This is a genomic window from Marinobacter sp. L-13, from assembly GCF_056857715.1.
The window spans coordinates 1-15,518 of the sequence record NZ_JBSXNQ010000011.1 but is presented as its reverse complement, the minus strand read 5'-3'; the positions used below and the strand labels follow the sequence as shown (position 1 = coordinate 15,518).

Below are 15,518 nucleotides of genomic sequence, written 5' to 3'. Positions count from 1 at the left end.
CACTCGTTCAGGCTCGGGGGAAGAAGCAGTTCCTGGCCAGGCGAATACGGGCGGAAAGTGGTTCCCATCAGTCATCCTGTTGCTGAAGAATTTTGATCTATTGTGCCAGAATGTAGCTTCTGCCGCGCAGACTCCTAGGCGCCTCGCTTCAGGAAACCGTCGCTGCAAATCCGGAGACCATCAAGGCCGCCGAGTTTTCGGCAGCTTCTGCTAAGCAAGAATCCGGGACCCTGCGCTGGTTGCTCGGCATCAATGCACTTCTGTTCGTGGTGGAAATGACTGCCGGTCTGATCGCCCAGTCCACCGGCCTGATTGGAGAATCCCTGGACAATTTTGCCGATGCGGCGGTGTACGGGCTTGCCCTTTATGCGGTTGGACATAGCGTGAAAAGGCAGGTCCGTGTTGCGCACGTTGCTGGTGTGGTCCAACTGGTTTTGGCTGTTGGCGTACTCGTAGAGGTCGTGAGGCGCTTTGTATTCGGTAGTGAGCCTGAATCGCTGGTGATGATGGCTATCGCATTCGTCGCATTGATTGCCAATACCAGTTGTCTGCTGCTCATATCCAAACATCGGGAAGGCGGGGCGCACATGAAGGCAAGCTGGATATTCTCGGCCAACGACGTGGTGATCAACCTGGGGGTCATCACCGCCGGCGCCCTGGTCGCGTGGACCGGTTCCAATTATCCGGATCTGATTATCGGCACCATCGCGGGGGGCATTGTACTTAACGGTGCCAGACGCATTTTGGCGTTGAAGGGTTAAATAATGCTCATTATTGGCAAAAAGCTCTTGGGACGCCACCACACGGCTCCAGGCAGAAGCCGCCCTGGACGAGTGGATAGCCACCATCCCGAAGGGCCAAAAGGAAGTCTGGAGCGATCTGGTCAGGGCAGTGGGAAACTGGCGCGAAGAGACCATGACCTACTTCGAGACGGACATGCCCGTCACCAACGCTTACACGGAGTCCATCAACCGACTGGCCAAGGACAAGAACCGTGAAGGGCGCGGTTACTCCTTCGAGGTGATGCGGGCACGAATGCTCTACACCACGAAGCACAAGAAGAAGGCACCGACTGCGAAGGTCTCTCCTTTCTACAAGAAAACCATCGGTTACGGACTGCCGGACTTCGCAGAGGAACTCAACTACGGAGTCGATCTATCAACCATCTGAGGGTGGTATCAGATTGATGGGGTGAAGGTGCCCCATCAACCATTAAATCCGTATACCCTAAAGATTAAGATGAAGGTAATCCTCGGATCATCCGAAAACCGCAGGGGCATAACGCATCGCGCTGAACCGTGGACCGACGTTTCCCTGGTCAGCTTGAGAGCCCCCTTACCCAATTATCAAATTCGGCAGGTAGGTGCAGCTCCGCTTTAACTCGCGAGATCGCGGTGTACACGCTGGACACGAGAGCATCTTTTGAGACCATGTTGGTCTGACTGAAAAAATCGTCCGCAATAACAACTTTTTCAAATTCCATGTTCTTGGTGTGCTCTGGCATCCCTAGCCACAGAACATTGGCGTAGCCCCTCGCCTGCCGAGACAATGATTCATCGAGGTGTTTGAGCTGATAGCCGCGGGAAAGCAGGTCGACAATACGACTGATATCGGCGTGCTGCGATTCTCGCTTTACCAGTTCGTCGAAGGTTCCGTACCGGAATAAGCTTGGGAAGCTTGGGCGCGTACCGTGATTGAACAGCTCGATTACGTCGCCCATGAACCACTGCAGGGCTTTCTCCGATCCTGGCATCAACGTGAAAGCGGCTTTTTCATGGGCACATCGCTGGAACTGCTCAAACAAGGCCCAGTATGAGCGAAAAATGATGGCGCAGTTTCCGCTCGGCGCCGGCAGGGTCTGGTAGGACACAACCCGGGTGTTTTCTGGTCTGATGCCGACAAACTCCAACTCCGGAGTAATGGGGTGTGCCGCAAGAACCTGGTTAAAAAGCTCCGTTGTGCTCTCACCAGCCCTGACTGATACGCCTAGTTCTCGACCTCGTGATCGCCCTGGTCGCTGAGTTCCTCCGGCCCCGAAAAGGTGTTGGTATCGATCACCAAAGGTAAATGTCGCCTGTGGTGGCGGCGTTCGCTCAAGAATATTAATAATGGGCAGGGGCAGATCGTGGGCTTCATCGACCAGGGCGATACGGATCGTAGGAGGAAGCACCTTGCCTTCAACATCAGCATGCTTGATTTGGTGATAGATCCGCATTGGCAGTTCAGATTCCTGATTTGGCGGATTCACAATGACTTCCCACATCCTGCGAGCAACTTCTACCAGAATGACTTTGTCTGAGGCGGACCAGTGAGATTTTATCGTAGCGGGTAGATGTTCAGTCGTGATCTCATGACCGGAGTTGCGGCAAAACGACGTTACCGTCTTCCACGCAATTTTGGCAACCTCGGGAGGCTTCGCTCGCTGAAGCGGTTGGATCCCCAGAATATGTGCCATTTGCTCATAGGTGCGGTTGAAGCGCTGCCCCATCCGGTAACGCGAGCCCCTGGAGGGCCTGGGTGCAGGCTCTCCAGGATAGACCAGCTCTTTCATCAATTCCGCTAACGTCAATCCCCGAACGGCTTGCGTGCGTTCCATGAGCGCTGTGAGTTGCTGACGGGTGTGAGCCAGAGCTACAACAGAGAGACCTTTGGCGCCCAAGGATGCCGCAAGCGTTGTGATGAGGTAGGTCTTACCCACGCCGGCAAAGCCTTGAATGGCCATGGGTTCGTCCGGCTCGGCCTCGATGGCTCGAATCAAGCGGTCATGCTCAGTCGATAGTGACACATTCCGCTGCAGACCCAGGATGTTACGTTTGATGAACACCTGGTTGAACTCTTTCGAGCAACCGTAACGCCATCGGTTTTTTTGTTCCAGGTAACTTTTGTTGGCAACGTCCGAGACTGACATGAGAAAGAACATGTCGCTGTTGCCCGGAGCCAGGTCAGAAAAGTGCTCTACTCGATCCTGTACCAGGTCCTCAATTTCTGATCTGGCCTCTTGAGAATCACCAATCAGCAGGAGGCTTTCCGCAAGGAGACGTTCACTCGCAGGGCCATTAAAGGGTTTTGATGAGTTGGCCAGTTTAAACAGGGTAAACAAACCCGCCAGCTCAGCATTGGTTAAGCCGGAGAGTCTTGTCCGGTCTTTATCCAGCTCTTGTAACGTCTCAAGGCTTAGTGGGATCGCAAGTTTCGTCATGGTGTCCAATTCGTGAGTTCAGGCAATCTCAAGGATCTTTTGCTTAGGTGCAACCAAGATACCGTCAGAGTCTGGTATTGGCTAATGAAGAGATTCGTCTGCAGAAATATATGGTATAATAAATCAGGTCTTTGATTTTGTTTGTGTTCACACAGTGTCCGTGCCGTACTCTGATATTGGGAGATCCAAAACATGTTGAACTCTGATGTTGGCGATGTCCCTGTCCCGCGTGACTTGATCGAGGAGCTTTCGACTGCTTATCAATCCCTCGTCGATCATTGTGAGGGGCTAAAGAAGCTATCAGAAGCGGATCATGCCAGAAATTTTGAAGTGTATATCCCAACTTTTGGCGCCACTGAAAAACAGCGCTATACCGCGGATGCGCGCAGAGCTGCGATTATAGATGCGGTTGGGCTGACCATTGACGATACTCACAACAGGAAATACGAAGCGGGCATTATTTGTGCTTCAGATGCGACAGTGTCGGCGGTCGAGCAGCTAAATGCAGCTAAAAGTCACTTCAAGGAAACTGTTCTGAAAATCCGGAACCTTTCCCTTGAGAAGCGCGGGGTATCACGGGAAACGGTGCTGAAGAACGCTCTGAAAAGTGCAGGAATTCAGACGCTTGATCTGCGGGAGTGTTACCGACAGATCCGGATCATGCCTCGTAATTTAGATTCAATCTCCTGGACCTGGGCAACCAGTCACGCCCGGATCCAGAAACTCAGCTTTGATGAGGCCATGGCGCTGGCCGAAGGGCTCAGGGATCGTGATGGGGAGTTGGCAGACACCGCCATAGATGTCCTGAGGCGAAAATGTTCACCCGATCAGCCTTTGGTCCGCCGAATCACTCTGCCGAATCAATTGCGAGCAAACTACGCCTATCGCGAGGCGGGCAAGGTCCTCCGGAAGAGTTGCCCGATTTCGGGAGTAGTTATTGCACAGCAGGAGACTCTCCCGAGGTTGGCTTGGCGTGAAAATCCAGCATTTCGTAATGAGGTTCCAGTTCGACTCCAGCGCGAATCCAAGATAGAGCCAGAACCTGTCATTCAAGCATTGAGCATTCATCGCTATGTCGACGGTCAAGCCTGAACACCCTGCTCTCCAGGCAAAGGTACGCTGTTTCGGTTCAAAGGCGGCTTTCACTGCAGAGGCGACCTACATTACCCAAGAGGGTGGCGTGCCGCTGGCTGCACTGAATTTGGAAGTCGCACCACGCCAAGGTGAACGCATTGAATGGAAGAGGAAGATTGTTCTCCAATTGGGCGAGGACGACCTACCACTTCTTTGTTGTGTGTGTCTGGGCTATTTACCCAAGGCCGAGTTTAAGAGGCCAACAAAGGGGATAACGATTGAGCGCCAGCCCGGCAGGATTTACCTGGCTGCCAGCCAAGGATCAGGTACCGGATACGCCCTACCCCTGCCCATTTCACAAAGTTTTCGGCTTGGCGCACTTGCTCTTGCACAACTTAAGAAGCAGTCCGTTTGTGACGACGAGCAACTGGTATTGGCAGCGCTAAGAGGGGCGGCAGCACTGTATAAAGGTTAGGTAGAATGCCACCTGCAGCTCTCTTGCGGCTTGACTCATCCGCCAGAGATCGTGGACTCGTCGGTTTGGTATGTGGAAAGGAGCTCCAGCCCTGCCTGAGAGCAGCGCCAGGCTTCATACCCCTTATGCTGAGACGGACTGGCAGCGAGAGTATTCATTTTCTGAACGGAACCAAAATCTCACTACAGCCCGTTATTCAAAGCTTTGAACGCTCGTTCGGGCGGCAATTCCTGGTTGCGATCATCCTCAAGATGGAAGATCAATCAGCTGACCAATTGTACCCATCGGCAAGTAAAGCGACTGCAGATCTCCAAATTGCCTTCCCATAGGCAGGAAACCGTAGCGCTTAAAAAAGCGATCACTGATCTGGGTAAGAGGGTCCGTTACAACCGCTATTCCCATGCCACTGTATTGAACAATCCGGTACGCCTCCTCCAAGGCCTCAAGAAGCAGCGTTTCACCGTATCGGTGTCCGGAGCCGTGTAGTTTGCTATCCACACCCAGCCACGCAAGCTTGATCACTGGAATGGGATAGGCCGGATATCGACTACGGGTCTCCTGATCTGGCAACTCATCACGCACCACGGTTGCGCTGGTCAGGGTGAAATACCCCAGGACCTGAGCTGGCAACACATTTGTAGGTTCATCATCCACCAGCACCCAGGTGCGATTGATTTTCTTGTCCATCTGCTTGCGAGCTTCTCGCCTAAGGAACTCATTTACCCGTTCCAGCCCACAATCAAACGATTTCCGGTCATGCGACTTCTTATCTAATGGCTCTGACCTCAAGGTCACCGTTTTCCATCCTTTTACTCCGGCGACGTTTCGCCCTCAGCAATGCCTCGTTCGGTGCTGGAGCTGCTTCGCAGGCTGCTACAAAAGCATCAAACGACTGGCTGTTCAGGCGATACACCTCAGCCTCCTCGATCACGCGAACCGACTTCTCCCGGATTGCCTGGATGACAAACTCTGAGAGACTGTGACTCCCGGTCAGAGCTGAAGCGCGCGCCGCCAATTCTTTAATAGCCGGATCAATTCGTAAATCCAGCCGCGCGCTTGTCTTTGACATGCGGTGTTCCTCTTTCAACTGGCTGGCCAATCGGCCAGAACCTCTGTTTTGGTGTTTTCCATTATGCTGCACTACTGGCTTAAACCTAGAAGCCATAATGTACGGAAAATAACCGTACATTAACTATCGGCTAAAGCTATCCCAATGTCAACGGGGCTTAATCCACTGAAACGCCGTATTGTAGAACAATTACAAAAAGTGTGATCACAGAAGAAACCGCTCATATGCTATGAGCAAGTCTGTATAGCTGCCCAACCGCTATCCTGGAACGCACTTCGCAAGGTGAAACATTGGGATACGAATCATTACATCGATTAAGCCTGGCCCCGGCGGGTGCGGAAGGTTTAACTGGTTGGCAGAAAATCGCACCCTGTCCGCAAAAAACCAGCGACTGATTTCACGACCCCTCGCCCACTCAACGGAACAACGTATTTGTTCCGCAAAAGAGTGACCGTTCGATGAGCCCCCTTTGGATGAGATCGGAACAAGCTATTGGTACTCGGTATGGTCGCAAAGCGGACATTCAAATTGACCACGAAGCGGACCTTTTCCCACGGCCGCGTTACCCAGAGCCCCCCATACACCGGAAGACCAGACACATTGGTAATATCTAGTGTCCCGTCCGCCAAGCATGAGATTTTCAAGAGGCAGGCTCAGCTCTTTACAGAGGTTGCTGACATTGTTCAGGATCTGTGTGGTCTCAGCAGCCATTCCACCCGAGATTAATTCGCCAGTTTCGGGACTCAGACCTACAAGCCCAGAGACATGGATAAATGCACCAGACTTAACGACGGGGCTATACGAAAAGTGAGGAGAAGGTAGCGAGTTGGCCACCAGGGGTGTCCTAAGTGCATTGCTTGACGAAGTCATCTTTCCCTCTTTGTTTTTGTGTGTGCACGTATTATTATTGAGCTTGTAGAAGATGTCTTGGCCTTGTCAAGACCTTCTTTCTCGGTCAATTAATCCATTGAATATCAGGTAGATAGTGTTGTATTAGCTTCGAAGCGGATAATGGGTGATCTTAATAAGACGTTGTAATCTTAGTGTGACAACGTACATGAAATGATTTATGTTCTATAGCTGTTAATTAACAAGCGGACCCGCAGAATGCCCAAAAATCATAAAGCATGCCCCCCCTCCGAAGCGGCACTATTGCCACCAGAGGTTCAGGGGTTAGTAGACAATTTCCGCCTTGAAAATGTTGCCTCTCACCTGCTTAGGCGGGCGCACTTTCAGGCGGAGGACATGTTTCACCAGGAGTTTTTTGAAGAATCGCTTACCCCGCGGCAAAAGGCATCGCTTGTTGTGGTCGCCCAGCACCCTGGCTTAACTCAGAATGCGCTGGCAACTCATCTTGCGATGGATAGGAATACGGTGGGGGATATTGTGAAGCGGTTGTGTGCAAACGCACTGCTGACCCGGTATCGGGCCAGCGATGATCAGCGCGCCTATAAGTTATATATCAGCGAAGCAGGTGCAGAGCTTCTTGGACGGGTTTTACCCCGTGATGCAGATATAGAGCAGCGGCTGTTAGACCGGCTTCCTAAAGAGCTTCAGCCATTATTTGTAAAGTGCCTCAAGCTCATAGTCGGGCTTGAGTAATGCTGCCAAGCCCTTAAATCAATGCCTCAGCCAGTCGCTCATAACTGCGCAGGCGGTACTGATAGTCATGAGTTACCGTTACAACGCCTACCTCATCCGTCTGGTATTGATCGGCAAGGCATTGAATTTTTTCGGCGCACTCATCGGCCGTGCCTAAAACCATTGAGTTCAGGATTGCATCGAAGAAGTCCTGCTCAGTCGGGCTTAGCTGATCTTTCAGACGCAGAGCTTCAGCGGGTGCTTTCACCACTTCACGGACGCCTTGGCTGAAGGCTTTCACTTTCCAGTATACAGCGGGGGCAGCGTGGTATTCCGCTTCTTCGCGGCTATCCGCGCAAAGAGCCGCGATCGCGATGCTCGCCTCGGGATTGCCTGCATGACCGGCGTCACGCCAGGCCTGTTTGTACTCGGCAATTACGCTGGCTGGAGCCGGATCTGGGCTGATAAACAAAGCGAGTGTCATTTTCATGCCTAGCTGTCCAGCCAGCCCGGTGCTTCCGCTGCCAGAGGCGAGCATCCAGGTTTGTGGGATAGCTGGCTGGCCCGGCATCACCTGCAGAGCTTTGTAGGTGTGATTGTCTGGTAGTGTGTTATTCAGTAAACCTTGTAAAAGCTGGGCCTGTTCAGCATAGTTTTCCAGCCCGGGTGGGGCCGGATATGCAAGGGCGCGAGAGGCCATTGCATCGCCGCCCGGCGCACGACCGATGCCAAGGTCGATGCGCCCTGGAAAGAGAGTTTCCAGCATGCTGAATTGCTCAGCGACTTTGTAGGGGCTGTAATGACTCAGCATAACCCCGCCACTGCCAACCCGGATGCGTTCAGTTACGCTGGCGATGTGGCTGATCAGGATCTCGGGGCATGGGCCGGCGAAATTGACACTGTTGTGGTGCTCAGCCAGCCAGTAACGATGGTAGCCAAGGCGATCACAGTGGCGGGCCAAGTCGACTGTTAATGCTACAGGTGAGACGTTGTTGGGTATGCCCTGTACGGGAGACTGATCAACGACGGTTAGTTTCAAAGCCATGGGGTTACCTGAAATTATAGGCTGGGTTCAGCGTTCGCAACGCACGCGCTTTCTGGGTGGTAAATATAGTTTGATGGCGATTTTTGTCTACCTGATCCGTGGGAATGCGTGATCTCATATTTGAGAATAGTGATATGAACTATCAGGATTTGTTTTACTTCACCAAGGTTGTTGAGAAGGGAAGTTTGGTTGCGGCGGCTCGCTATCTGGATATTCCCACATCGACTCTATCGCGTCGTTTGCAGGCATTTGAGCAACAACTTGGTTATAAGCTGGTTCATCGAAGCTCAAAGAAGTTAGGCCTTACGGAGTCTGGCCAACGGTTTTACAGCAGCCTTTCTCCAGTAATGAGTGAGCTTGAGATGCGCTCAGAAGATGTAAATAGTGAGCTTTCATCACTTTCAGGAGATATAAAAATCACTGCTCCGCTCGCATTAGGACACCATAACGTGAAGGAGTGGGTATTTGAGTTTATGGAAATTAACCCACGCGTAAGCGTGGAAATGTTCCTCAGCAACCAAAATGTAGACCTGGTAAAGAACAGCATTGATATTGCCTTCCGCCTTGGCGCGGTGACCCTCAATGACTGGATATCGCGACCGCTTCTGCAAACCGAAATGCTGGTAGTGGCCACGCCAGAGATGCTAAGCCGTTATGCTCAGCCGAAGCAGCCTGCTGGTCTTGCGGCTTTGCCATTGGTGGTACTCAAACGATCGGCGTTCTGGCGATTTCAGCGGGATGACGGCGAGACGGAGACCTTTACCCCCCATGCACACATACGAACAGATGAAGTCCAGTTTGCTTTGGATGCCGTAAAGCGGGGCCTTGGGGCCTGCTGTCTACCGCGCTACATGGTAGAGGAAGAGCTGAACAGCGGGGTTCTGTTACAGCTTTTGCCCGACTGGACAATGGAGAGTCGTACGATGCATATGCTGTATCCGCACCGGGATAGTTTACCGGTTAAAACCCGCGCTTTTATTGAGTTTGTTATGGAAAAGGTAGGTAAAGGACCAGCCGCTACCTGAGCCTGCCATTTACCTCCTGCTTTTCCTGTAGTTCTCGTTTATGGGATTTGAACTGCCCGTTTTTGTTTGTTTTATCCCGCTTTTGCAAAGATATACTGGAGCAACGATGCAGGCCTTGGAGAGAAAATTTTTGAGAATCTCCAGGCCGCTCAAAAAAACCAAAACACTACAGCTGTATTTACGCGCAGCTAACAACAAAGGTGAGCGATGAAAGAGATCAAACACTACATCAACGGCGAATACGTAGGCTCAGCCAACGGAAAACTGTTCGATAACGTAAACCCGGTGACCGGCCAGGTGTTTGCCAAGGTCCATGAAGCCGGTCGTGAAGAAGTGGACTCAGCCGTGAAGGCTGCCCGGGCAGCGCTGAATGGTCCTTGGGGCAAAATGACCCTGGATGAGCGTACCCGCATCCTGCACAAGGTGGCCGATGGCATTAACGACCGCTTTGACGAGTTTCTGGAAGCAGAGTGTTTGGACACCGGTAAGCCCAAGTCCATGGCCAGCCACATCGATATCCCCCGGGGTGCGGCCAACTTCAAAGTGTTCGCAGACATGGTCAAGAACGTGGCGGCGGAATCCTTTGAAATGGCGACTCCGGATGGCACCGGCGCCCTGAACTACGCCGTGCGTCGCCCCAAAGGCGTGATCGGTGTGATCAGCCCCTGGAACCTGCCATTGTTGTTGATGACCTGGAAAGTCGGTCCGGCACTGGCCTGTGGTAACACCGTTGTGGTGAAACCCTCCGAAGAAACCCCGACCACTACCGCGTTGCTGGGTGAGGTGATGAAAGACGCCGGCGTGCCTGATGGTGTTTACAACGTGGTGCACGGTTTTGGTGGGGATTCTGCTGGTCAGTTCCTGACGGAGCACCAGGATGTAGATGGTTTCACCTTTACCGGCGAAACCACCACCGGCGAGACCATCATGAAGTCTGCTGCCAAAGGCATTCGGGACATCTCCCTGGAGCTGGGTGGCAAGAACGCCGGCCTGGTATTCGCCGACTGCGACATGGACAAGGCTATCGAAGGCACTATGCGTTCCGCTTTCGTCAACTGTGGTCAGGTGTGCCTGGGTACCGAGCGTGTTTACGTTGAACGCTCCATTTTCGACGAGTTTGTTTCCCGTCTGAAAGAAGAAGCGGAAAAACTGCGCATTGGCCCGCCCGATGACGAGAAGGCCAACTTCGGCCCGCTGGTCAGTCTCAAGCACCGCGAGAAAGTGCTGTCCTACTACCAGAAAGCGGTGGAAGACGGTGCCACGGTGATTACTGGCGGTGGCGTGCCCGAGATGCCGCAAGAGTATGCAGGGGGAGCCTGGGTACAGCCCACGATCTGGACAGGCCTGCCGGACGATTCCGCCGTGGTAACCGACGAGATCTTCGGCCCTTGCTGTCATATCCGCCCGTTCGATACCGAGGAAGAAGCGATCGAGCTGGCCAACAGCCTGCCATACGGCCTGGCCTCCGCCATCTGGACCGAGAACGTGAGCCGCGCCCATCGTGTAGCGGGTAAGGTTGAAGCCGGCATCATCTGGGTGAACAGCTGGTTCCTGCGGGATCTGCGCACGCCCTTTGGCGGCAGCAAGCAGTCCGGTATTGGCCGTGAGGGCGGTGTGCACTCCCTGGAGTTCTACACCGAAATGAAGAACGTGTGCATCAAGCTCTAACGAGCCGGGGTAAATCCAATGGACCAGCAAAAAATCCAGCAGTTCGGCGACGAACTCTACGAAGCCATGGTCAAGCGGGAAGCGGTTTCCCCGCTGACCAGCCGTGGTGAAGACATCAGCATTGACGATGCCTATCACATCTCCCTGTGCATGCTTGAGCGCCGGCAGCAAGCCGGTGCCCGGGTCATCGGCAAGAAGATCGGTGTCACCAGCAAAGCGGTGATGAACATGCTGAATGTACACCAGCCCGATTTCGGTTACCTGACCGACGACATGGTGTTCAACAGCGGTGAAGCGGTGCCCATCAGCGACCGCCTGATTGCCCCCCGTGCCGAAGGCGAAATTGCCTTCATCCTGAAAAAGGATCTGAACGGCCCGGGTATTACCAACGCAGATGTGCTGGCAGCGACCGAATGCGTGATGCCCTGTTTCGAGATTGTCGATTCCCGCATCCAGGACTGGAAGATCGCCATTCAGGACACCATTGCCGACAACGCATCCTGTGGTCTGTTCGTGTTGGGCGACAACGCGGTTTCCCCCCGGGATATCGACCTGGTGACCTGCGGCATGGTGGTGGAGAAGAACGGTTCTATCATCAGCACCGGCGCCGGCGCAGCCGCGTTGAGCTCTCCAGTGAACTGCGTGGCCTGGCTGGCCAACACCCTGGGTGAGTTTGGTATTTCCCTGAAGGCAGGTGAAGTCATCCTGTCGGGCTCCCTGGTACCGCTGGAGCCGGTGAAAGCCGGTGACACCATGCGTGTGGACATTGGCGGGATTGGCAGCGCATCTGTGCGCTTTGTCTGATCCGGACCAAACGAGGACAAGATTATGAGCAAGAAAATCAAAGCCGCCATCATCGGCTCGGGCAACATCGGCACCGACCTGATGATCAAGATCCTGCGTAACGGCAAGAATATCGAAATGGGCGCCATGGTCGGTATCGACCCGGAATCCGACGGCCTGGCCCGTGCCAGCCGTATGGGCGTGGCCACCACCCACGAAGGCGTGGACGGCCTGGTGAAAATGCCGGAATTTGCCGACATCGACATCGTGTTTGATGCCACTTCTGCTGGCGCGCACATGCACAACGAAGTGTTCCTGCGTGGCCACAAAGAAAACATCAAGATTGTGGACCTGACGCCGGCGGCCATCGGCCCCTACTGCGTACCGGTAGTGAACCTGGAGCAAAACCTGAACGAAGGTAACGTGAACATGGTTACCTGCGGTGGCCAGGCCACGATTCCGATGGTGGCAGCCGTGTCTCGCGTGGCGAAGGTGCACTACGCCGAAATCGTAGCCTCCATCTCTTCGAAGTCTGCTGGCCCCGGCACCCGCGCCAACATCGACGAGTTCACCGAAACCACCTCCAAGGCCATCGAAGTGGTCGGTGGTGCCCAAAAGGGCAAGGCCATCATCATCCTGAACCCGGCTGAGCCGCCCTTGCTGATGCGCGACACCGTGTACGTGCTGTCGGATGCCGCTGACCAGGCGGAAGTGGAAGCCTCCGTCGAAGAAATGGTGCAAGCCGTGTCGTCCTATGTGCCGGGCTACCGCCTCAAGCAGAAAGTCCAGTTCGACGTCATTCCTGAAGACCAGCCCATGAACGTCCCGGGCCTGGGCCGCTTCAGTGGCCTGAAAACCTCCATCTTCCTGGAAGTGGAAGGTGCGGCCCATTACCTGCCCGCCTACGCCGGCAACCTGGACATCATGACCTCCGCCGCCCTCGGTACTGCCGAGCGCATCGCCGAATCGCTGGTCAACTGAGGAGGACCGAACCATGACCTTTAATCCCGGTAAAAAACTCTACATCTCCGACGTGACCCTGCGAGACGGCAGCCACGCCATTCGTCACCAGTACTCCATCAAGAACGTGCAAGACATCGCACGGGCCCTGGACAAGGCGAAAGTCGACAGCATTGAAGTCGCCCACGGCGACGGCCTGCAAGGCTCCAGCTTTAACTACGGCTTTGGCGCCCACACCGACCTGGAGTGGATTGAAGCCGTGGCCGAAGTGGTGGAACACGCCCAGATTGCCACCTTGCTGCTGCCCGGTATTGGTACCGTCCACGACCTGGACAACGCCTACAAAGCCGGTGCCCGCATTGTACGTGTGGCCACCCACTGCACCGAAGCCGATGTCTCCAAACAGCACATCGAGCACGCAAGAAAGCTGGGCATGGACACCGTGGGCTTCCTGATGATGAGCCACATGCAGACCCCGCAGGGCCTCGCAGAACAAGCCAAGATGATGGAAGACTACGGCGCCACCTGCCTGTACGTGGTGGACTCCGGCGGTGCCATGAACATGAACGACATCCGGGACCGCTTCCGCGCCCTGAAAGACGTTCTCAAGCCGGAAACCAAAACCGGTATCCATGCCCACCACAACCTGGCGCTGGGCGTGGCCAACTCCATCGTCGCAGTGGAAGAAGGCTGTGACCGCATCGACGCCAGCCTCTCCGGCATGGGTGCCGGTGCCGGCAACGCCCCACTGGAAGTGTGCATTGCCGCCTTCGACAAAATGGGCTGGGACCACGGCACCGACGTGTACGCCCTGATGGACGCGGCTGACGACATCGTACGTCCGTTGCAGGACCGCCCGGTGCGTGTGGACCGTGAAACCCTGGCGCTGGGCTATGCCGGCGTGTACTCAAGCTTCCTGCGCCACTCCGAAGTGGCGGCACAGAAGTATGGCCTGAAGACTGTGGATATTCTCGTTGAACTGGGCAAACGCCGGATGGTGGGTGGCCAGGAAGACATGATCGTGGACGTGGCGCTGGATCTGCTGAAGGCGCAAGAGGAGCAAAAAGCATGAGCAAGACCCTGAGCAACGAACAGATGCTGGCCCTGGCCGAGCACGTAGAAAACGCCGAACTGAACGCCCGCGATATCACCAAGGTCACCAACGATTATCCGGACATGACCTTTGAAGACGCCTACGACGTGCAGTGGGAAATCCGTCGTCGAAAGGAAGAGCGTGGAAACAAGGTTGTGGGCATGAAAATGGGCCTGACCTCCTGGGCCAAGATGGCCCAGATGGGCGTGGAAACCCCGATCTATGGCTTCCTTGCAGATTACTTCAGCGTGCCGGACGGCGGTGTGGTCAATACAAAGGAACTGATTCATCCGAAAATCGAAGCCGAAATCGCCTTCGTGACCAAGGCGCCCCTGCATGGCCCCGGTTGCCATATCGGTGACGTCCTGGCCGCCACCGACTTCGTGATCCCGGCGGTGGAAGTGATCGACTCCCGCTACGAGAACTTCAAGTTCGACCTGGTGAGCGTGGTGGCTGATAACGCCTCCTCCAGCCGTTTTATCACCGGCGGCACCATGTCGAATATTGCCGACCTGGACCTGAAAACCCTGGGTGTTGTGGTTGAGAAGAACGGAGAAATCGTAGACGTAGGTGCCGGTGCTGCGGTCTTGGGCCACCCGGCTTCCAGCGTCGCCATGCTGGCCAACCTGCTGGCGGAGCGCGGTGAGCACATCCCGGCGGGCACCTTCATCATGACTGGCGGTATCACTGCTGCGATCGCAGTGGAGGCCGGTGACAACATCAGTGTTCGTTACCAGGGGCTGGGCACCGTAACCGCCCGGTTCGAATAAGGAGGCGTTATGCCGATTGCACAAATCAATATTATGGAAGGTCGCACTGACGAGCAAAAGGAAATGCTGATCCGTGAAGTAACGGATGCAATGGTGCGTTCGTTAGGTGCACCGGTGGAGAGTGTGCGCATTATCCTCAACGAAATGCCCAAGCAGCACTTTGGTATTGCCGGGCAGTCGGCTAAAAAGCTGGGGCGATGAAGAGTGTTATGGTTTTATAAGTCACTTACTTATTATCGCTCTCTTTTGGCCCGTTAATCTCGGGCCTTTTTTCGTGGTGCGCCAGGCATGGCGCGTAGCGCCCTGAGGGGCGCTGTTCCGGTCCAGGTGGTGCTGGCCGGATGACTTGGGGGTGCAAGTCCCCTGTGGGCCCGGCAAGGGGAACCACTAGCCGGACGGCAAGGGTGTCCACCGCGAGGTGGAATCTGAAGGAAGCCGCAGGCAAAGCACTGGCCCGACGAACAGGAATCGCATAAGAGGCGGCCACACCGGGTAAGGCGGCCATTATCGCCAAAGCCCAGTACTTGCACGGAAGGTGTGGACGTAGATGCGGTGGGTATAAGTGTGAAGGTCACGCGTCTTACCCTGGGAAGTCTGGCACTCTGCCACAGTGCTACCTGCCTCGTGAGGGGTGGGGATGCCCATGGTGCGCATCAGGCGCTGCACCCGCTTGCGGTTTATCCGGTGGCCTTTGCGTTCCAGGTGGACACGCATTTTACGAGAGCCATAGTACGGCGTTTCCAGATGCTGCTGGTCAATCAGGTACATCAGATCCA

Annotated in this window: 15 protein-coding genes and 3 pseudogenes; 12 read left to right on the top strand and 6 right to left on the bottom strand. The window is 54.7% G+C overall.

Annotation, left to right across the window (positions count from 1 at the left end):
* Positions 1-134: 134 nt before the first annotated feature.
* Positions 135-761 (top strand): annotated as a pseudogene (locus AC13DD_RS00415) (cation efflux transmembrane domain-containing protein); the annotation flags it as partial.
* 28 nt (positions 762-789) lie between these two features.
* A pseudogene (locus tag AC13DD_RS00410) lies at positions 790-1,170 on the top strand (transposase); the annotation flags it as partial.
* 148 nt (positions 1,171-1,318) lie between these two features.
* On the opposite strand, the gene AC13DD_RS00405 reads toward AC13DD_RS00410, so the two are convergent.
* Complete coding sequence (locus AC13DD_RS00405) at positions 1,319-3,199, bottom strand: AAA family ATPase (protein ID WP_482930680.1); 1,881 nt, start codon at positions 3,197-3,199, stop codon at positions 1,319-1,321.
* A 192-nt stretch (positions 3,200-3,391) separates the two neighbouring features.
* Here AC13DD_RS00405 and AC13DD_RS00400 point away from each other — a divergent pair, with 192 nt between their 5' ends.
* Entirely contained in the window at positions 3,392-4,291 is a 900-nt protein-coding gene (locus AC13DD_RS00400) for a DNA replication terminus site-binding protein (protein ID WP_138435644.1), read from the top strand.
* Positions 4,272-4,748, top strand: a complete 477-nt coding sequence (locus AC13DD_RS00395; protein ID WP_482930679.1) for a hypothetical protein — start codon at positions 4,272-4,274, stop codon at positions 4,746-4,748. The genes AC13DD_RS00400 and AC13DD_RS00395 overlap by 20 nt, the downstream gene beginning before the upstream one ends.
* A gap of 246 nt (positions 4,749-4,994) precedes the next feature.
* On the opposite strand, the gene AC13DD_RS00390 is transcribed toward AC13DD_RS00395, so the two are convergent.
* From AC13DD_RS00390 to AC13DD_RS00380, 3 genes are all read right to left on the bottom strand, one after another.
* The gene (locus tag AC13DD_RS00390) at positions 4,995-5,435 is read right to left on the bottom strand and encodes a hypothetical protein (protein WP_041657497.1); all 441 of its coding nucleotides are present in this window, start codon (positions 5,433-5,435) and stop codon (positions 4,995-4,997) included.
* A gap of 79 nt (positions 5,436-5,514) precedes the next feature.
* Positions 5,515-5,817, bottom strand: a complete 303-nt coding sequence (locus tag AC13DD_RS00385) for a type II toxin-antitoxin system TacA family antitoxin (protein ID WP_072678555.1) — start codon at positions 5,815-5,817, stop codon at positions 5,515-5,517.
* A gap of 489 nt (positions 5,818-6,306) precedes the next feature.
* Positions 6,307-6,687 (bottom strand): RidA family protein, encoded by a 381-nt coding sequence (locus tag AC13DD_RS00380; protein WP_482930678.1) that lies wholly within the window; start codon positions 6,685-6,687, stop codon positions 6,307-6,309.
* Positions 6,688-6,924: 237 nt separating this feature from the next.
* On the opposite strand from AC13DD_RS00380, the gene AC13DD_RS00375 reads away from it, so the two are divergent.
* Positions 6,925-7,419: a MarR family winged helix-turn-helix transcriptional regulator gene (locus AC13DD_RS00375; RefSeq protein WP_482930677.1), complete on the top strand. Its 495-nt coding sequence runs from the start codon at positions 6,925-6,927 to the stop codon at positions 7,417-7,419.
* A gap of 13 nt (positions 7,420-7,432) precedes the next feature.
* On the opposite strand, the gene AC13DD_RS00370 is transcribed toward AC13DD_RS00375, so the two are convergent.
* Complete coding sequence (locus AC13DD_RS00370) at positions 7,433-8,443, bottom strand: LLM class flavin-dependent oxidoreductase (protein ID WP_482930676.1); 1,011 nt, start codon at positions 8,441-8,443, stop codon at positions 7,433-7,435.
* 104 nt (positions 8,444-8,547) lie between these two features.
* Here AC13DD_RS00370 and AC13DD_RS00365 point away from each other — a divergent pair, with 104 nt between their 5' ends.
* From AC13DD_RS00365 to AC13DD_RS00335, 7 genes are all read left to right on the top strand, one after another.
* Entirely contained in the window at positions 8,548-9,468 is a 921-nt protein-coding gene (locus AC13DD_RS00365; RefSeq protein ID WP_482930675.1) for a LysR family transcriptional regulator, read from the top strand.
* Between the two features lie 207 nt (positions 9,469-9,675).
* Positions 9,676-11,136, top strand: coding sequence for a 2-hydroxymuconic semialdehyde dehydrogenase (locus tag AC13DD_RS00360; RefSeq protein WP_482930674.1), 1,461 nt, complete (start codon positions 9,676-9,678; stop codon positions 11,134-11,136).
* Between the two features lie 18 nt (positions 11,137-11,154).
* On the top strand, positions 11,155-11,940 hold the full coding sequence (gene dmpE, locus AC13DD_RS00355) for a 2-oxopent-4-enoate hydratase (protein ID WP_482930673.1): 786 nt from the start codon (positions 11,155-11,157) through the stop codon (positions 11,938-11,940).
* Between the two features lie 24 nt (positions 11,941-11,964).
* Positions 11,965-12,900 carry an acetaldehyde dehydrogenase (acetylating) gene (locus tag AC13DD_RS00350; protein ID WP_482930672.1) on the top strand — a complete coding sequence of 312 codons (936 nt, stop codon included), beginning with the start codon at positions 11,965-11,967 and terminating at the stop codon, positions 12,898-12,900.
* A gap of 13 nt (positions 12,901-12,913) precedes the next feature.
* The gene (gene dmpG, locus AC13DD_RS00345) at positions 12,914-13,951 is read left to right on the top strand and encodes a 4-hydroxy-2-oxovalerate aldolase (protein ID WP_286876896.1); all 1,038 of its coding nucleotides are present in this window, start codon (positions 12,914-12,916) and stop codon (positions 13,949-13,951) included.
* Complete coding sequence (gene dmpH, locus AC13DD_RS00340; RefSeq protein WP_482930671.1) at positions 13,948-14,742, top strand: 2-oxo-3-hexenedioate decarboxylase; 795 nt, start codon at positions 13,948-13,950, stop codon at positions 14,740-14,742. Before dmpG ends, dmpH begins: the two co-directional genes overlap by 4 nt.
* A 9-nt stretch (positions 14,743-14,751) precedes the next feature.
* Entirely contained in the window at positions 14,752-14,943 is a 192-nt protein-coding gene (locus AC13DD_RS00335) for a 2-hydroxymuconate tautomerase (RefSeq protein ID WP_482930670.1), read from the top strand.
* Positions 14,944-15,366: 423 nt separating this feature from the next.
* On the opposite strand, the pseudogene AC13DD_RS00330 reads toward AC13DD_RS00335, so the two are convergent.
* Positions 15,367-15,518: pseudogene (locus AC13DD_RS00330) on the bottom strand (IS3 family transposase); the annotation flags it as partial.